The sequence below is a fragment of the Streptomyces racemochromogenes genome, from assembly GCF_039535215.1.
GTDB lineage: Bacteria > Actinomycetota > Actinomycetes > Streptomycetales > Streptomycetaceae > Streptomyces > Streptomyces racemochromogenes.
The window spans coordinates 5,205,779-5,224,145 of sequence record NZ_BAAAWT010000001.1 but is presented as its reverse complement, the minus strand read 5'-3'; the positions used below and the strand labels follow the sequence as shown (position 1 = coordinate 5,224,145).

Annotated in this window: 12 protein-coding genes; 7 read left to right on the top strand and 5 right to left on the bottom strand. The window is 74.2% G+C overall.

Annotated features, from left to right (window positions below; genetic code table 11):
* Nucleotides 1-138 precede the first annotated feature (138 nt).
* From ABD973_RS24010 to ABD973_RS24000, 3 genes are all read right to left on the bottom strand, one after another.
* Nucleotides 139-1,599 (bottom strand): glutamate synthase subunit beta, encoded by a 1,461-nt coding sequence (locus ABD973_RS24010; RefSeq protein WP_125600100.1) that lies wholly within the window; start codon nucleotides 1,597-1,599, stop codon nucleotides 139-141.
* Nucleotides 1,592-6,139 (bottom strand): glutamate synthase large subunit, encoded by a 4,548-nt coding sequence (gene gltB, locus ABD973_RS24005; protein ID WP_345504716.1) that lies wholly within the window; start codon nucleotides 6,137-6,139, stop codon nucleotides 1,592-1,594. Before gltB ends, ABD973_RS24010 begins: the two co-directional genes overlap by 8 nt.
* Before the next feature lie 400 nt (nucleotides 6,140-6,539).
* Entirely contained in the window at nucleotides 6,540-7,271 is a 732-nt protein-coding gene (locus ABD973_RS24000; RefSeq protein WP_345502029.1) for a VIT1/CCC1 transporter family protein, read from the bottom strand.
* 279 nt (nucleotides 7,272-7,550) lie between these two features.
* Between ABD973_RS24000 and ABD973_RS23995 the strand changes: the two genes are divergently transcribed.
* The 7 genes from ABD973_RS23995 (at nucleotide 7,551) to ABD973_RS23965 (ending at nucleotide 15,685) form a co-directional block, all read left to right on the top strand.
* On the top strand, nucleotides 7,551-8,537 hold the full coding sequence (locus ABD973_RS23995; RefSeq protein ID WP_125600092.1) for an ADP-ribosylglycohydrolase family protein: 987 nt from the start codon (nucleotides 7,551-7,553) through the stop codon (nucleotides 8,535-8,537).
* On the top strand, nucleotides 8,534-9,952 hold the full coding sequence (locus ABD973_RS23990) for an ADP-ribosylglycohydrolase family protein (RefSeq protein ID WP_345502027.1): 1,419 nt from the start codon (nucleotides 8,534-8,536) through the stop codon (nucleotides 9,950-9,952). Before ABD973_RS23995 ends, ABD973_RS23990 begins: the two co-directional genes overlap by 4 nt.
* Nucleotides 9,953-9,959: 7 nt before the next feature.
* Nucleotides 9,960-11,105 carry an ADP-ribosylglycohydrolase family protein gene (locus ABD973_RS23985; RefSeq protein WP_345502025.1) on the top strand — a complete coding sequence of 382 codons (1,146 nt, stop codon included), beginning with the start codon at nucleotides 9,960-9,962 and terminating at the stop codon, nucleotides 11,103-11,105.
* Between the two features lie 242 nt (nucleotides 11,106-11,347).
* A complete protein-coding gene (locus ABD973_RS23980) occupies nucleotides 11,348-12,724 on the top strand; it encodes an ADP-ribosylglycohydrolase family protein (protein ID WP_345502023.1) in 1,377 nt (458 codons plus the stop codon).
* On the top strand, nucleotides 12,721-13,632 hold the full coding sequence (gene rbsK, locus ABD973_RS23975; RefSeq protein ID WP_345502021.1) for a ribokinase: 912 nt from the start codon (nucleotides 12,721-12,723) through the stop codon (nucleotides 13,630-13,632). The genes ABD973_RS23980 and rbsK overlap by 4 nt, the downstream gene beginning before the upstream one ends.
* Nucleotides 13,629-14,876, top strand: a complete 1,248-nt coding sequence (locus tag ABD973_RS23970; RefSeq protein WP_345502019.1) for a CaiB/BaiF CoA transferase family protein — start codon at nucleotides 13,629-13,631, stop codon at nucleotides 14,874-14,876. Before rbsK ends, ABD973_RS23970 begins: the two co-directional genes overlap by 4 nt.
* Nucleotides 14,873-15,685: an HpcH/HpaI aldolase/citrate lyase family protein gene (locus ABD973_RS23965; RefSeq protein ID WP_125820841.1), complete on the top strand. Its 813-nt coding sequence runs from the start codon at nucleotides 14,873-14,875 to the stop codon at nucleotides 15,683-15,685. The genes ABD973_RS23970 and ABD973_RS23965 overlap by 4 nt, the downstream gene beginning before the upstream one ends.
* Nucleotides 15,686-16,242: 557 nt before the next feature.
* Here the strand turns inward: ABD973_RS23965 and lgt are convergent.
* Nucleotides 16,243-17,247 carry a prolipoprotein diacylglyceryl transferase gene (lgt, locus tag ABD973_RS23960; RefSeq protein WP_125820842.1) on the bottom strand — a complete coding sequence of 335 codons (1,005 nt, stop codon included), beginning with the start codon at nucleotides 17,245-17,247 and terminating at the stop codon, nucleotides 16,243-16,245.
* Between the two features lie 90 nt (nucleotides 17,248-17,337).
* The gene (locus tag ABD973_RS23955) at nucleotides 17,338-18,324 is read right to left on the bottom strand and encodes a DsbA family protein (RefSeq protein WP_345502015.1); all 987 of its coding nucleotides are present in this window, start codon (nucleotides 18,322-18,324) and stop codon (nucleotides 17,338-17,340) included.
* Nucleotides 18,325-18,367 lie beyond the last annotated feature (43 nt).

Here is an 18,367-nt window from a genome sequence, read left to right as displayed (position 1 = left end):
CCGGGAGGCCGCCAGCGGCCGAACGGTGCGAGCCCGGCGTCCAGAAGGAGTCATGGCGGGCGCGGGTCGGAGTTCCGTACGCCGTTGTACGGACCGTATGAGGGGTCCCGCCGTTCGCGCGGCGGGGGCGCTGGGGGGCTACACCATCAGGGAGCGGTCCGTCGGCTTGACCGGGTACGGGAGGGTGCTGGTGCCGGTCAGGTAGCGGTCCACGCCGCGGGCGGCCGAGCGGCCTTCCGCGATGGCCCACACGATCAGCGACTGGCCGCGGCCCGCGTCACCGGCGACGAAGACGCCGTCGGCGTTGGTCGCGTACGAGGCGTCGCGGGCGATGTTGCCCCGCTCGTCCAGGTCCACGCCGAACTGCTCGACCAGACCGTTGGCCTGGTCGGTGCCGGTGAAGCCCATCGCCAGGGTGACCAGCTGGGCCGGGAGGACCCGCTCGGTGCCGGGCTTCTGGACCAGCTTGCCGTCGATGAACTCGACCTCGGTCAGGTGCAGGGACTGGACGTTGCCGTCCTCGTCGCCCTCGAAGTGGGTGGTGGAGACGGAGTAGATCCGCTCGCCGCCCTCCTCGTGGGCCGAGGTGACCTTGTACAGCATCGGGAAGGTCGGCCACGGCATGGACTCCGGGCGGTCCTCCGACGGACGCGGCATGATCTCCAGCTGGGTGACCGAGAGGGCACCCTGGCGGTGGGCGGTGCCCACGCAGTCCGCGCCCGTGTCGCCGCCGCCGATGACGACGACGTGCTTGCCCTCGGCGGTGATCGGCGGGGCCAGGAAGTCGCCCTCCTGGACCTTGTTCGCGAGGGGCAGGTACTCCATCGCGAAGTGGATGCCGTTCAGGTCGCGGCCCGGGACCGGGAGGTCGCGGGAGACCGTCGCGCCGGCGGCCACGACCACCGCGTCGAAGCGCTTGCGCAGGTCGGTCGCCGTGATGTCACGGCCGACCTCGATGCCGGTGCGGAACTTGGTGCCCTCCGCGCGCATCTGCTCGATGCGGCGGTTGATGTGCACCTTCTCCATCTTGAACTCGGGGATGCCGTAGCGCAGCAGCCCGCCGATGCGGTCGGCGCGCTCGTACACGACCACGGTGTGCCCGGCCCGCGTCAGCTGCTGGGCGGCGGCCAGGCCGGCCGGGCCGGAGCCGATGACGGCCACGGTCTTGCCGGACAGGCGCTCCGGCGCCTGCGGGGTGACGTCGCCGTTGTCCCAGGCCTGGTCGATGATCGAGACTTCGACGTTCTTGATGGTGACGGCCGGCTGGTTGATGCCGAGCACGCACGCCGACTCGCAGGGAGCGGGGCACAGGCGGCCCGTGAACTCCGGGAAGTTGTTCGTGGCGTGCAGGCGCTCCGCCGCGGCGGACCAGTCCTCGCGGTACGCGTAGTCGTTCCACTCGGGGATCAGGTTCCCGAGGGGGCAGCCGTTGTGACAGAACGGGATGCCGCAGTCCATGCAGCGGCCGGCCTGCTTGCTGATGATCGGGAGCAGCGAGCCCGGGACGTAGACCTCGTTCCAGTCCTTGACGCGCTCGGCGACGGGACGGGTGCAGGCGGTCTCGCGCGGGGTGGTGAGGAAGCCCTTCGGGTCAGCCATTGGTCGCCGCCTCCATCATCTTCTCGGTGGTCTCGGACTCGGAGAGTCCGGCCAGCTCAGCGGCGTCCTTGGCGGCGAGCACTGCCTTGTACGTGGTCGGGATGATCTTGCTGAAGCGGGCCGCGGCGGCGTCCCAGTCAGCCAGGAGCTTCGCGGCGACGGTCGAGCCGGTCTCCTCCTCGTGGCGGCGCACCACATCGTGCAGCCACTGCTTGTCGGCGTCGGAGGGGGCCTCCAGGGCCTCCGCGTTGCCGACGTTGACCTGGCGGGGGTCGAGGTCGATGACGTACGCGACGCCGCCGGACATGCCGGCCGCGAAGTTGCGGCCGGTCTCGCCGAGGACGACCGCCGTACCGCCGGTCATGTACTCGCAGCCGTGGTCGCCCACGCCCTCCGAGACGACCAGGGCGCCGGAGTTGCGGACGCAGAAGCGCTCGCCGGTGCGGCCGCGCAGGAACATCTCGCCGCCGGTGGCTCCGTAGCCGATGGTGTTGCCGGCGATGGTGGAGTACTCGGCCAGGTGGTCGGCGGCGCGGTCGGGGCGGACCACGATGCGGCCGCCGGAGAGGCCCTTGCCGACGTAGTCGTTGGCGTCGCCCTCGAGCCGGAGGGTGACGCCCTTCGGGAGGAAGGCGCCGAAGGACTGGCCGGCCGAACCCGTGAAGGTCAGGTCGATCGTGTTGTCGGGCAGGCCCGCGCCGCCGAACTTCTTGGTGACGTGGTGGCCGAGCATGGTGCCGACGGTCCGGTTGATGTTGCGGATCGCGACCTGGGCGCGGACCGGCTGGGCCGTCTCGGCCGTCTCGGCGTTCAGCGCGTCGGCGGCGAGCTCGATGAGCTCGTTGTCGAGGGCCTTCTCCAGACCGTGGTCCTGCTCGATCAGGGCGTGGCGGACCGCGCCCTCGGGCAGCTCGGGCACGTGGAAGAGGGGTTCCAGGTCGAGGCCCTGGGCCTTCCAGTGCGTGACGGCCTTGCTGGTGTCGAGGAGCTCGGCGTGGCCGACGGCCTCCTCGATCGTGCGGAAGCCCAGCTCGGCGAGGATCTCGCGCACCTCCTCCGCGATGAACTCGAAGAAGTTGACGACGAACTCGGGCTTGCCGGAGAACCGGTCGCGCAGGACCGGGTTCTGCGTGGCGATGCCGACGGGGCAGGTGTCCAGGTGGCAGACGCGCATCATGACGCAGCCGGAGACGACGAGCGGCGCGGTCGCGAAACCGAACTCCTCGGCGCCGAGCAGCGCGGCGATGACCACGTCGCGGCCGGTCTTGAGCTGGCCGTCCGTCTGGACGACGATGCGGTCGCGCAGCCCGTTGAGCAGCAGGGTCTGCTGGGTCTCGGCGAGGCCGAGCTCCCAGGGGCCGCCCGCGTGCTTGAGCGAGGTGAGCGGGGAGGCGCCCGTTCCGCCGTCGTGGCCGGAGATCAGGACGACGTCCGCGTGGGCCTTGGACACGCCGGCCGCGACCGTACCGACGCCGACCTCGGACACGAGCTTCACGTGGATGCGCGCGACCGGGTTGGCGTTCTTGAGGTCGTGGATCAGCTGGGCCAGGTCCTCGATGGAGTAGATGTCGTGGTGCGGCGGCGGGGAGATCAGGCCGACACCCGGGGTGGAGTGACGGGTCTTGGCGACCCACGGGTAGACCTTGTGGCCGGGCAGCTGGCCGCCCTCGCCGGGCTTGGCGCCCTGCGCCATCTTGATCTGGATGTCGTCCGCGTTGACCAGGTACTCGCTGGTGACGCCGAAGCGGCCGGAGGCGACCTGCTTGATCGACGAACGCCGCGCCGGGTCGTACAGGCGGTCCGGGTCCTCGCCGCCCTCACCGGTGTTGGACTTGGCGCCCAGCTGGTTCATGGCGATGGCGAGGGTCTCGTGCGCCTCCTTGGAGATGGAGCCGTACGACATGGCGCCGGTGGAGAAGCGCTTGACGATCTCGGAGACCGGCTCGACCTCGTCGATGGAGATCGACGGACGGCCCGACTCACCGGTCTTGAAGCCGAACAGGCCGCGGAGCGTCATCAGGCGCTCGGACTGCTCGTTCACGCGCTCCGTGTACTTGCGGAAGATGTCGTACCGGCGGTTGCGGGTCGCGTGCTGGAGGCGGAAGACCGTCTCCGGGTCGAACAGGTGCGGCTCGCCCTCGCGGCGCCACTGGTACTCGCCGCCGATCTCCAGCGCGCGGTGCGAGGCGGGGATGCCGGTGGCCGGGTACGCCTTGGCGTGGCGGGCGGCCACCTCCTTGGCGATGACGTCGAGGCCGGCGCCGCCGATCTTGGTGGCGGTGCCCGCGAAGTACGTGCCGACGAACTCCTCGTTCAGGCCGACGGCCTCGAAGACCTGGGCGCCGCGGTAGGAGGCGACGGTGGAGATGCCCATCTTCGACATGACCTTGAGGACGCCCTTGCCGAGGGCGTAGATCAGGTTCTTGATGGCCTGCTCCGGCTCCAGGCCGGACAGGAAGGTACCGGCGCGCAGCAGGTCCTCGACGGACTCCATGGCCAGGTACGGGTTGACGGCCGCGGCGCCGTAGCCGATGAGCAGGGCGACGTGGTGGACCTCGCGGACGTCGCCGGCCTCGACCAGCAGGCCCACCTGGGTGCGCTGCTTGGTGGCGATGAGGTGGTGGTGGACGGCGGAGGTGAGCAGCAGCGACGGGATCGGCGCGTGCTCGGCGTCCGAGTGGCGGTCCGACAGGACGATCAGGCGGGCGCCGGCCGCGATGGCGGCGTCGGCCTCGGCGCGGATCTCCGCGATCCGGGCCGCGAGGGCCTCGCCGCCGCCGGAGACCCGGTAGAGGCCCGACAGGGTGGCGGCCTTCATGCCGGGCATGTCGCCGTCGGCGTTGATGTGGATGAGCTTGGCGAGCTCGTCGTTGTCGATCACCGGGAAGGGCAGGGTGATGCTGCGGCAGGACGCGGCGGTCGGCTCCAGCAGGTTCGACTGGGGGCCGATCGAGGACAGCAGCGAGGTGACGAGCTCCTCGCGGATGGCGTCCAGCGGCGGGTTGGTGACCTGCGCGAAGAGCTGCGTGAAGTAGTCGAAGAGCAGCCGGGGGCGCTCGGACAGGGCCGCGATGGGCGAGTCCGTGCCCATGGAGCCGAGGGCTTCGCCGCCCGTGCGGGCCATGGGCGCGATGATGACGCGCAGCTCTTCCTCGGTGTAGCCGAAGGTCTGCTGGCGGCGGGTGACCGAGGCGTGGGTGTGCACGATGTGCTCGCGCTCGGGGAGGTCCGTCAGCTCGATCTCGCCGGTCTCCAGCCACTCCGCGTAGGGGGCGGCGGCGGCCAGCTCGTCCTTGATCTCGTCGTCCTCGACGATGCGCTTCTGCGCGGTGTCGACGAGGAACATCTTGCCGGGCTGGAGGCGGCCCTTGCGGACGACCTTGGACGGGTCGATGTCGAGGACGCCGACCTCGGAGCCGAGGACGACGAGGCCGTCGTCGGTGACCCAGTAGCGGCCGGGGCGCAGGCCGTTGCGGTCGAGGACCGCGCCGACCTGGGTGCCGTCGGTGAAGGTGACGCAGGCCGGGCCGTCCCAGGGCTCCATCATCGTGGAGTGGTACTGGTAGAACGCGCGGCGGGCCGGGTCCATGGAGGCGTGGTTCTCCCATGCCTCCGGGATCATCATCAGCACGCTGTGCGGCAGGGAGCGGCCGCCGAGGTGGAGCAGCTCCAGGACCTCGTCGAAGGAGGCCGAGTCGGAGGCGTCCGGGGTACAGATCGGGAAGATGCGGTCCAGGGCGCCCTCGCCGAACGCGGCGGTCGCCAGCTGGGACTCGCGGGCCTTCATCCAGTTCCGGTTGCCCTTGACCGTGTTGATCTCGCCGTTGTGCGCGACGAAGCGGTACGGGTGGGCGAGCGGCCAGGACGGGAAGGTGTTCGTCGAGAACCGGGAGTGGACGAGCGCGAGCGCCGAGGCGAAGCGGCGGTCGGAGAGGTCCGGGAAGAAGGGCTCCAGCTGGCCGGTGGTCAGCATGCCCTTGTAGACGATGGTGCGGGCGGAGAGCGACGGGAAGTACACGCCGGCCTCGCGCTCGGCGCGCTTGCGCAGCACGAAGGCCTTGCGGTCCAGCTCGATGCCCGTGGTGCCGTTGCTGACGAACAGCTGGCGGAAGGCGGGCATGGTGGTGCGCGCGCCGTTGCCGAGCAGGTCGGGGGTGACCGGGACCTCGCGCCAGCCGAGGACCGTGAGGTTCTCCTCGGCGGCGATGGCCTCGATCCGCTCCACGGCGACGGCCTGTGCGGTGCCGTCGGCGGGGAGGAAGGCGATGCCGACCGCGTACGCGCCGGCCCCGGGGAGTTCGAAGCCGGCGACCTCGCGCAGGAAGGCGTCCGGCACCTGGGACAGGATGCCGGCGCCGTCGCCGGAGTCCGGCTCGGAGCCGGTGGCGCCGCGGTGCTCGAGGTTCCGCAGGACGGTCAGGGCCTGCTCAACGAGGGTGTGGGTGGCCTCGCCGGTGAGGTTCGCCACGAATCCGACGCCGCAGGCGTCCTTCTCGTTGCGGGGGTCGTACATGCCCTGCTGGGCGGGGCGACCGTCCATGGGCGACCAGGCGGTGTTGCTGGGGCCGGTCGCGGAGTGCGTGGATGCGGAACGCATCGGCTCTCCCGTCGTCGTCGTGGCAATGTGCTGGCCGAGGGACGACGTTGGCCCTCTGCGAAATTTCGTGCAGGTTACATGATGACGGCAATTCCGAGAACCGGATATCACATTCCAGCATGCGGACACTGCGCGAGGCAGAAAGAAGGGACCTTCAAGGGATTCTCGAGTCGCAGACGCCTCCGTGGAGGCCTGCTGGGCAGTACACGGGGTGAAGGTCCCGGCGCGAGACGGGCATCATTGCCCGGCGCCCTGGTGTGATGCCCGGCGGTCACGGAATCGAAACCACCGGGTAACCGACTACTTATGTTGCGTGCTGCATAGTGTCTCACTCCCGCGGCCGTTAGCCTACGGCGCCGCCGATCCAGGTTCCCAGGATGTACGTCACACCCGCGGCGGCGCCACCCAGGACGAGCTGGCGCACACCGCTGTACCACCACGACCGGGCCGTGACCCGCGAGACCACCGCACCGCAGGCGAAGAGCCCGACGAGCGCCAGCAGCACGGCCGGCCACAGGGCGGTCGCCCCGAGCAGGTAGGGCAGCACGGGGAGCAGCGCGCCCAGGGCGAAGGAGCCGAAGGAGGACACGGCGGCGACCAGCGGCGAGGGCAGGTCGTCGGGGTCGATCCCGAGCTCCTCGCGGGCGTGGATCTCCAGCGCCTGGTCCGGGTCGCGGGAGAGCTGCATCGCCACCTCGCGGGCGAGGGCGGGCTCGACGCCGCGCGAGACGTAGAGCTCGGCCAGCTCCTCCATCTCGTCGACGGGGTGCTTGCGCAGCTGCTGGCGCTCCACGTCCAGCTCGGCGAGGACCAGCTCGCGCTGCGAGGCGACCGAGGTGTACTCACCGGCCGCCATCGAGAAGGCGCCGGCGGCGAGACCGGCGAGGCCGGTGATGACGATCGTCGCGGGGGCCACCGCACCGCCGGCCACACCGGTCATCAGGGCGAGGTTGGAGACGAGGCCGTCCATCGCGCCGAAGACCGCCGGGCGCAGCCACCCGCCGTTGACGTCGCGGTGGGTGTGGTTGTCGCGGTGGGCGGTGTGCAGCGGCGCTTCGATGTCGATGATGGACATGGCGTATCTCCCCTTTTGTACGAGTGGGTGCGAGCGGGTACGCGAAAGCGACGCGCAGCTGTGCCCGGCGCGGGGCACTCCCCCTGAACACCTCGAAAGTACGCACGATTTCCGGCTCCCGCCAGCAAGGAAGGCCGTACTTACCTGGGGTTTCGCGGGTCGGCGACCGGGTGACGGGGGCGGGCGGGGCGCGTTTCGCGGCGACCGACAAACCTCATGCCGTGGCACAAATCCCCCAAGGGCTCATGATGAGTCCCCCACCAAGTGGAGAGGCGCGCCATGGAGCTGATTGCATGCAATCCGCAGGTCCTCCTCGAACGGGCCAGGGGAGCGCTTCTCGGCCTCGCGGTGGGTGACGCGCTGGGCGCCCCCGCGGAGAACATGAAGCCGTCGGAGATCCGCGCGAAGTGGGGCCGGATCGAGGGCTTCGTCTCGGACGACCCAGCGGGCACGGACGACACGGAGTACGCGATCTTCTCGGGCCTGCTGCTGGCCCGGCACGGCTCCGCCCTGACCGTCGCGCACGTCGAACGGGCCTGGCACCACTGGATCGCGGACCTGGACGAGGGCCCCTTCCGCGGCGCGGGCTTCTCCGAGCGCGGCACCCTGGAGAACCTCCGCCGGGGCCTGGCGGCGCCGATCTCCGCCCAGCACCGGCACGCCTGGTCGGACGGCCTGGCCATGCGGGCGGCGCCCTTCGGGGTGTTCGCGGCGGGCCGCCCGGCGGAGGCGGCCCGGCTGGTCGCGATCGACGGAACGGTCAGCCACGACGGCGAGGGCATCTACGGCGGGCAGGCCGTCGCCGCCGGCGTCGCGGCCGCCATGGCGGGCGGCTCCCCCGCCTCGGTGGTCTCGGCGGCCCTGTCCGTCATCCCGTCCGACTCCTGGACGGCCCGCTCGCTGCGCCGTGCGGTGACCGCGGCCCCGCGCGGGGAGCGGGCGGTGCGGTCGGCGGTGGTCATCGGCGGCTACCCGTGGACGGACCTGGCCCCGGAGGCGGTGGGACTGGCCTTCGGCGCGTTCGCCGCCTGCGCGGGCGACTTCCCGGGCTCGGTCCTCACCGCGGTGAACATGGGCCGGGACGCCGACACCACCGCGGCGGTGGCGGGCGCCCTGGCCGGCGCCCTGTCCGGCGCCCCCGCCATCCCCGCCGCCTGGGCCTCGGCCATCGGCCCGGTCCGCGGCAGCTGCCTCCCCTCGATGCGCGGCTACCACGTCCTGGACATCGCGGACCTCCTCACCCCGGAAACCGAGCCCGCCCGATGACCCAGCCCACCACCCTCACCGACCCGGCCCCGGAAGCGGAGTCCCCCGCCGGAGCCGCCGCCCCGACCCCGGCTGTCCCCGCAGCCGCCCCCGCCCCGGCCCCGGCCGACGGGGCCGAACCGGGCCCGGCTGTCCTCACCGAACCGGTCCCGGTTCCGGGAAGGGGCGGGGTGGGGGGAACCGCCCCCGGCCGGACCCCGCCCACGGGGCCGCGTACCCCCGCGACCGCCCCGGAGGCCGCCGCCCCGGCACCGCGTGCCCCCGCCCCGCCGCCGGAGGCCACCGCCACCCCGCCGGAGGCGGGCCGGCGGATCGAGGGGTTGCTCCTCGGGCTCGCCGCCGGCGACGCCGCCGGGTGGCCCGCCGCCCGGCACCGCGCCAGCCGGATGCCCGAGTGGACCCGCCGCCTCACCCGCGAGCTCGACACCTTCGCCGAGCAGAACGCCACCACCACCCTCCCCGTCCCCATCGCCCTCAACCAGCCCCCCGAACCCCTGCGCCTCGGCCCCTCCGACGACGCCGAATGGGCCGCCTTCGCCGCCGAATCCGTACTCACCGCCGCGGGTGCCCTGCTCAGCGACCTCTCCCGGTCCCGCCGCATGCGCGCCGCCATCGACCTCGCCTGGAACGCCCTCGCCAGCGAGGTCGCCGCCGCCGCCGAACGGGCCCCCGAGGTCGAGTCCGCCGTCCTGCCGATGCGCGCCCGGATCTCCGTACGCGCCGGCCTCGGCAACCTCGCCGCCGGCCTGCGCCCGCCCGCCACCGGCCACGACAACCCGCACTACTTCGACGACGCCGCCTGCGTCCGCGCCTGCGTCCTCGCCGTCGTGCACCCCGGCGACCCGCAAGCCGCCGCGGACCTCGCCGAGTTCGACGCCCGCTACACCCAGGACGGCGACGGCGTCCACGGCGCCCGCGCCATGGCGGCCGCCGTCGCCGCCGCCCTCGCCGGCGCGGACACCGACACCGCCGTCGACGCCGCGCTCGCGCAGCTGCCCGCCCCCACCGAGATCGGCCGCAACGCCCGGCACGCCGTCAAACTCGCCCGCGCGGAGACCGGCGGCGCCTTCGCGCTCGTCCCCCTCCTGGAACACCAGATCGTCGACCACGTCTACAGCTACGGCATCGCCGCCGCCGAGACCGTCCCCGTCGCCCTCGCCCTCGCCACCGCCGCCGGCGGCAGGACCTGCGAGGCCGTCCCGGCCGCGGCCTGCCTCTCCCGCGTCGCCGACTCCGCCCCCGCCCTCGCGGGCGCCCTCACCGGCGCCCTCGGCGGCGGCGACTCCCTCCCCGCCGCCTGGCGCGACGCCTGCCGCACCCTCTCCGGCTGCGCCCTCCCCCGGCTGGCCGGAACCGACCTCGTCGAACTCGCCGCACTGCTCTCGCGTACGGAACTCACCTCACGGAAGGGATGATTCGGGCATGAGCCTCACACTGGAGGACCGGTTCTCGGGCGCCCTCGTCGGCGCCGCCGTCGGTGACGCCCTCGGCGGGCCGGTGGAGGGCTGGTCCCCGGAGCAGATCGCCGAGCGGCACGGCGGCCGCGTACACGGCATCGTCGGCCCCTGGTACGCGGACTGGCGCACCGCCCGGCCCATCGCGCCCTACCACAAGGGCGACGGGCACGTCACCGACGACACCCTCATGACGCACGCCCTGGTGCGCGTCTACACGGCCGTACGCGACCACCTGGACGCCTACGCCGTCGCCGAGCACCTCGTGCCGGACCTGATGGGCACCCCCCGCTGGATCCCCGAGCTGGAGGCCGAGGCACTGCCCCTCCAGCGGATCTTCCTCGCCGAGAAGTGGATCGTGACCCGGCTGCACTACGCGCACGCCGACCCCCGCGAGGCCGGCACCGGGAACATCGTCAACTGCGGCGCGGCGATGTACATGGCGCCGGTCGGCCTGGTCAACGCGGGCAACCCGGCCGCCGCCTACGCCGAGGCGCTGGACGTCGCGGGCGCGCACCAGTCCTCGTACGGGCGGGAGGCGGCCGGCGTGTTCGCCGCGGCGGTCTCGGCGGCCTGCGCCCCGGGCGCGACGGCCGCGACGGTGGTGGACACCGCGCTCGCCCTCGCCAAGGACGGCACCCGCGACGCCATCGCCGCCGTACGCGAAGTCGCTCTGCGGCACCGGGACTTCGAGTCCGCGCTCGCGCCGCTGCGGGCGGCCGTGGCCCCGTACGACTCGGTCGGGCCGGACTACCGGGCGCCCTCCCTCGGCGCCCGCCGCCCCTCGCGGCTGCACTCCATCGAGGAACTGCCGATCGCCCTCGGCATGCTGCTCGTCGCGGACGGCCGGTACGAGGCCTCCGTGCTCGGCGCCGTCAACTACGGCCGCGACTGCGACTCCATCGCCACCATGGCCGGGGCCCTCGCCGGCGCCCTCGGCGGGGAGTCCGCCGTGCCCGCCGCCTGGGCCAAGCAGGTCGCGGAGGCCAGCCGGCTCGACCTGCACGCCCCGGCCGCCGAGCTGGCCGCCGTGGCCCGGGAGGTCTTCGACCGGGACCGGACCCGCCGGCGCGCCCACGAGGCCGCCTTCGACGCCATCGCCTCCCCCCGGTGACGGCCCCCTGCGCCGGCAACCCCCCGGCCACACCGCACCCACCCCCAGCAGACCCGACCCCCACAGCCCCGGCCGACACGGGCCCAACCACAGCAGGCCCCACCACCACAGCCCCCGCCAGCCCGAACCCGGTCACGGCAGGCCCCGCCACAACACCCCCGGCCCAAACCAGCCCCGCCACGGCAGACCCCGCCCCCACAGCCCCGGCCGGCGCAGCCGCCGCGTGCGGCGCCGGCGGTGCCGTGCGGCTGACCTGGGTGCAGCCCGAGGACCTGGTCGGCCATGAGCTGCGCCAGGCCGCCGAGGACGGGCGCGACCCCGGGCCGGCCCGCTCCGCCTGGCTCGCGGCGGGCGGGCAGGAGGCCCCCGCCCGGGCCGGGGCCTCCCCCGCCCCCGCCGCGCCGGAGCTGCGTGCGCTCGCCGTCCGCCTGCTGGACGGCCTCGCGGAGCTTCCCGTCCCCACCGCCGCCGCGGAGCCCACCGACTGGCCGGCCATCCGTGCCACCTGGCCCGCACCCCTCCCGCCCGGCCCGGCCGCCCCGGTGGATCCCGCGCTGCGCCGCAGGCTGGAGGCCGCCTGGGTCGGCCGGGCCGTCGGCTGCGTACTCGGCAAACCCGTCGAGAAGCTCCCCCTCGACGGCATCCGCGCCCTCGCCCGCGCCGCCGGGAACTGGCCGCTGGACGACTGGTTCACCGCCCGCGGCGTCCCCGCGGAGCTGCTGGCCGCCCACCCGTGGAACCGCCGCTCCGCCCCCACCTCCCTCGCCGAGAACATCGACGGCGCGCCCGAGGACGACGACCTGAACCACCCCCTCCTCGGCCTGCTGCTGCTCCAGCGGCACGGCAAGGGCTTCGCCACCGCCGACCTCGCCCGGCTCTGGCTCGACGAGCTCCCCGCCGGCCGCACCTTCACCGCCGAACGCGTCGCCTACCGCAACCTCCTCCAGGGCCTGGAGCCCCCGCACACCGCCACCCACCACAACCCCTTCCGCGAGTGGATCGGCGCCCTCATCCGCGCCGACGTCCACGGCTGGACCAACCCCGGCGACCCGGCCGCCGCCGCCGAACAGGCCTGGCGGGACGCCACCCTCACGCACACCGCGGGCGGGGTGCACGCCGCCCTGTTCGCCGCCGCGGCCGTAGCCGAGGCCGCCGGCGGCCGGGCCGACGTGCACGGCGCGCTGCGGGCCGGGCTGGCCGTCGTACCGCCCGGCTCGCGCCTCGCCGAGGCGGTCCGGCACGGGATCCGCGCCGCCCGCGAGGAGGCCTGCTTCGACCGGGTCGTGGACCGGCTGCACGTCCGCTACGGCCACTACCACTGGGTGCACGCCGTCCCCAACACCGCCCTGATCGCCGCCGCCCTCACCCACGCCGACGGGGACTTCACCCGTTCCGTCTGCCTCGCGGTGTCCGGCGGCTGGGACACCGACTCCAACGGCGCCACCGCCGGCTCGGTCGCCGGGCTCCTGGCCGGATCCCCCGACCGGATCCCGGAGCGCTGGACCGCACCGCTGAAGAACCGCCTCGCCACCACCGTCGCGGGCTTCGACGGCACCGGCTTCGACACCCTCGCCCAGCTCACCGCCCGGCTCACCACCCAGGAGGCAACCCGCTCATGACGGCCATCGCCGTGCTCGGCAGTACCAACATGGACCTCGTCGCCTACGTGCCCAAGGCCCCCCGCCTCGGGGAGACCGTCACCGGCCGGGAGTTCCGCACGGCCCCCGGCGGCAAGGGCGCCAACCAGGCGGTGGCCGCCGCCCGCCTCGGCGGGGAGGTGGTGATGATCGGCGCGGTCGGGACGGACGAGTTCGGCGTACGGCTGCGGGCCGCTCTCGCGTCGGCCGGGGTCGAGACCGCCGCGCTGCGCACCGTCGAGGGCGCGAGCGGCACCGCCCACATCACCGTCGACGACGAGGGCGGCAACAGCATCATCGTCATCCCGGGCGCCAACGCCCGCGTCACCGGCCTGGAGGCGGGCGACGCGTCGCGGATCGGCGCCGCCGACTGCCTGCTGCTCCAGCTGGAACTCCCCCTGGAGGCCGTCCTCGCCGGGGCGCGGGCCGCCCGCGCGCACGGCGTCCGCACGGTCCTCACCCCGGCCCCCGCGCAGCCCCTGCCGGCCGGGCTGCTCGCCGCCACCGACCTGCTGGTCCCCAACGAGCACGAGGCCGCCGCCCTCACCGGCCTCACCGACCCGCACCGGGCCGCGGAGGCGCTGTTGCGGGAGGTGCCGGAGGTGGTGGTCACCCTGGGCGCGGCCGGCTGCCTGTACGCGGCCCGGGGGCGCGAGCCGCTGACGGTGACGGCCCCGCGGGTGCGGGCGGTGGACACCACCGCCGCCGGGGACACCTTCGTCGGGGCGCTCGCGGTGGCGCTCGGGGAGGGGCGCGCCATGCCGGGGGCTCTGGCCTGGGCGTCGGTGGCGGCGTCGCTGTCCGTCCAGCGGCCGGGGGCGCAGGACTCGATGCCGGCCCGCGCCGAAGTGGACCGGGCGGCGGGGGCCGCGGCCGGGGCGGAGTCATGACCCCCTCGGACGCGCCCGCCGACGCGCCCCACGCCGACGCGCCCGCCGACGCGCCCCCGGCCGGCCCGCTGGCGGGGCTGCGCGTACTCGACCTGGCCACCCTGTTCGCCGGGCCGCTGGCCGCCACCCTGCTCGGGGACTTCGGCGCCGAGGTGGTCAAGGTCGAGCACCCGCACCGGCCCGACCCCTCCCGGGGGCACGGCCCCGCCAAGGACGGGGTCGGGCTGTGGTGGAAGCTGCTCGGGCGGAACAAGCGGACGATGACCCTCGACCTGTCCGTGCCCGCCGGCCGGGACACCCTGCTGCGGCTGGCCGCCACCGCCGACGTGGTCGTCGAGAACTTCCGCCCCGGCACCCTGGAGCGGTGGGGGCTGGGCTGGCCCGAGCTGTCGGCCGCCAACCCGCGGCTCGTCCTGGCCCGCGTCACGGCCTTCGGCCAGCAGGGCCCGTACGCCCGCCGGCCCGGCTTCGGCACCCTCGCCGAGGCGATGAGCGGCTTCGCGGCGATCACCGGTGAGCCCGACGGCCCCCCGACCCTCCCGCCCTTCGGCCTCGCCGACTCCATCGCAGCGCTGACCTGCGCGTACGCGGTGATGACCGCGCTCGCCGGGCGGGACCGGACCGGTCGGGGCCAGGTCGTCGACCTGGCGATCATCGAGCCGATCCTGACCGTGCTGGGCCCGCACCCGCTCTGGTACGACCAGCTCGGCTACGTCCAGCCCCGCACCGGCAACCGCTCCGCCAACAACGCCCCCCGCAACACCTACCGCAGCGCGGACGGCCGCTGGCTGGCGGTGTCCGCCTCGGCCCAGTCGATCGCGGAGCGCGTGCTGCGGCTCGTCGGCCGGGCCGAGCTGACCACCGAGCCCTGGTTCGCGACCGGCTCCGGGCGGGCCGCGCACGCGGAGGTCATCGACGGGGCGGTCGGCGGCTGGATCGCCCGGCACAAGGCCGAGGAGGTGGTCGCGGCCTTCGAGGAGGCCGAGGCCGCCGTCGCCCTGGTCTACGACGTCCGGGACGTGATGGCCGATCCGCAGTTCGCCGCCCTCGACACGGTCACGGAGGTCGAGGACCCCGAACTCGGCCCGCTCCGCATGCAGAACGTCCTCTTCCGGCTGTCCGGGACGCCCGGCGGGATCCGCTGGGCCGGCCGGCCGCACGGCGCGGACACCGAATCCGTCCTGACCGAGCTCGGCCTGACCGGGCCCGAGATCGCCGCTCTCCGTACCGGAGGTGCCCTGTGATCCTGACCTGGCTCTACGCGCCCGGGGACCGCCCGGAGGTGGTGGCGAAGGCCCTGCGCAGCGGGGCCGACGCCGTCATCGTCGACCTGGAGGACTCGGTGTCGGTCTCGCGCAAGGAGTACGCCCGCGCGGCCACCGCCGAACTGCTGGGCGAACGGCCGCCGGTCCCGGTCCACGTCCGCGTCAACGCCCTCGGCTCCCCCTGGTCGGGCGCCGACCTCACCGCACTGGCCCAGCTGCACGGCCTCGCGGGCCTGCGGCTGCCCAAGGTCGACGCGCCGGAACAGATCACCCGGGTCGCGGACCGCACCGGAGGGGTGGCGCTGTACGCGCTGCTGGAGTCCGCGCTGGGGGTGGAGAGGGCGTACGAGATCGCGCGCGCCCACCCGTCCCTGCAGGGGCTGACGCTGGGCGAGGCGGACTTGTGCGCGGACCTCGGCGTCTGCGCGGAGAGCGGGCTGGACTGGCCGCGTTCCAGGGTCGTCGTGGCGGCCCGCGCCGCCGGGCTGGCACCGCCGGCGCAGTCGGTCTTCCCGGACATCCGGGACCTGGAGGCCCTGGCCGCCTCCTGCGCGCGGGGCCGGGCGCTGGGCTTCCTCGGGCGTGCGGCGATCCACCCGCGGCAGCTGCCGGTGATCGAGCGGGCCTTCCTCCCGGGGCCGGAGGAGGTCACCGCCGCCGAGGAGATCGTCACGGCCGCCCGCGCCATGCCGGGGGCGCTCGCCCTCCCGGACGGCCGCTTCGTCGACCCGGCCGTCGTCGCGGCCGCGCACCGCACCCTGACCTTGTCCCGCCGCGCCCCTTCCTGACGCGCCGCTCGCACGACTCGGCCCCGGGGGCCTCCCCGGCTTCGCGCCGCCGCGCCGGACTCCGTCCGTCGGGCCGCGGGGCGGGGCCGGGTTCCGTGGCCGGGGCCGGTGGGTCGGGTGCGGGTGGGGGGCCGCTGCGCGGGGCTGGGTCCCCTACCCGCCCTTCGCCCGTTCCCAGGGGCTCCGCCCCTGACCCCGCGCCTCAAACGCCGGCGGGGCTGGAGTGCCGGGGCTGCGCCCCGGACCCCGATACCGGCCGCTCCGCGCCCGGTGCGCTCAAACGCCGCGCGGGCTGGAATTCCGCTGCGCGAAATCCAGCCCCGCCGGCCACTTCCAGCCCCGCCGGCGCTTGCGGCGCGGGAGTCCGGGGGCGCAGCCACGAGCCCCTTCAGCCCCGCCGGCGTTTGAGGCGCGGGTCCGGGCAGAGCCCGGGGAACGGGCGAAGGGCGGGTAGGGGATCCAGCCCCGCGCAGCGGCGATCGGCACCGGCGCCGGCCGGGTACGCCGGAGGGGGCGCCGCGAGTCGCGCGGCGCCCCCTCCGGTACGACCCGGTAGGTCAGCTCTTGTCGGCCTCGGCGGCCTTGGTGAGGCTGGTGGCCGGCTTCGCTCCGGCGTCGGGGGTCTCGGCCTCGACGGCCTTCGCGTCGGCCGGGACGGCCTTCGGGTCGGCCTCCGCACCCGCCGGGACGGCCTTCGCGTCGGCCTCGGCCCCGGCCGCAGCGGGCTCACCCGAGCCCGAACCGCCGGAGGCGACCGGCTCGACCACCGTCTCCCGCCCCGGCCGCAGCTTCGCCGAGAGCACGAAGTACACCACCGCGAGCACGAAGACCACGATCGCGGTCCACACGTTCAGCCGCAGGCCCAGGATGTGGTGCGCCTCGTCGACGCGCATGTACTCGATCCACACGCGCCCGGAGCAGTAGGCCGCCACGTACAGGGCGAACGCCCGCCCGTGTCCCAGCTTGAAGCGCCGGTCGGCCCAGATGACCAGGGCGGCGACGCCCAGGCACCACAGGGACTCGTAGAGGAACGTCGGGTGGTAGGTGCCGGCGACCCGGTTCGGGCCGTCGCTGATCTTCAGCGCCCACGGCAGGTCGGTCGCGCGGCCGTACAGCTCCTGGTTGAACCAGTTGCCCCAGCGTCCGAAGGCCTGGGCGACGGCGATGCCCGGGGCGAGCGCGTCGGCCCAGGCGGGCAGCGGGATGCCGCGCAGGCGGCAGCCGATCCAGGCGCCGACCGCGCCGAGCGCGATCGCGCCCCAGATGCCGAGGCCGCCCTCCCAGATCTTGAAGGCGTCGACCCAGTCCCGGCCCTCGCCGAAGTAGAGCTGGTAGTCGGTGATCACGTGGTAGAGGCGACCGCCGACCAGGCCGAAGGGCACCGCCCACACGGCGATGTCCGCGACCGTGCCCGGCTTTCCGCCGCGCGCGATCCACCGCTTGTTGCCGAGCCAGACGGCGACGAAGACGCCGATGATGATGCAGAACGCGTAGCCGCGCAGCGGGATCGGTCCGAGATGGATCACGCCGGTCGACGGGCTGGGGATGTAAGCAAGGTCCATGGCAGACCTGACGCTACCCTGCCGGGCGGTACGGACCGCAACCCGCCCGGCAAGCTGAAACCAAAACCACACATGGCGGGGCCGCCCGGGTCAGCCTCCCGACCCCGTGCCCGCCCCCGCCCGGGAGCCGGAACCGGAACCCGATCCGGAACCGGATCCGGAACCGGTTGCGGAACCGGATGCGGAGCGGGAGCCGGTGACCGTGGAGGTCTTGGAGCCGGTCTTGGAGCCGCTGCTTCCGGACGCGGAGGCGGAGGGGGACGCCGACGGTGACGGGGCGGTCTTGCCGGCGGTGCCCTCGACCTTCTCCTTCAGCTTCTGCGGGGTCAGCGGGTTCGCCTGGTCGGAGAAGATGTCCTTGCCGTCGAGCAGCACGGTGGGGGTGCCGCGGAACTTCCCGTCGCGGAAGGCCTCGTGCGACTTGCCCACCCAGCTGTTGTGGGTGCCGTCCTGCACGCAGGAGCGGAAGGCGGGGGTGTCCAGCCCGTCGACCTTGCCGGCCAGCTCCAGCAGCTTGGCGTTCTTGCCGTAGGCGTCGTCGGTCTCCGGCGGCTGGTTCTGGAAGAGGACGTCGTGGTACGGGGAGAACTTGCCGGCGTCCTGGGCGCAGGCGGCGGCGTTCGCCCCCTTCAGGGAGCCGGTGCCGCCCATGTTCCCGTCGATCAGGGTGACCAGGTGGTACTCGACCTTGAGCAGCCCCTTGGCCTCCAGGTCGTGGATGGTGGTGCGGTAGTTGTCCTCGAAGGCCTTGCAGGCGGGGCAGCGGAAGTCCTCCCACACCGTGAGGGTGGACTTGGCCTCGTCCTTGCCGGTCTGGATGGCGAGCGCGTCCTTGCCGGTGGCTCCGGAGGGCGCGGCCACCGGGCCGGCCTTGGCGGACTTGTCGCCCTTGCCGGTGTTGGCCGCGATCACGCCGACGACGGCGGCCAGGCCGAGCACGCCGACGACGGTTCCGGCGACCAGGAAGGTCCTCCGGCGCTTGTCCCGGCTCTTCTGCCGCTCGCGCTCCTGCTGGAGTCGCTCCCGGGCCGATCGTTTCGTCGCATCGCGGTTCGCACCGTCGTTCTTCTCGCTCACGTTCGGCCAAACGAAGCGGGGAGGCACTCGCGTGCCTCCCCGC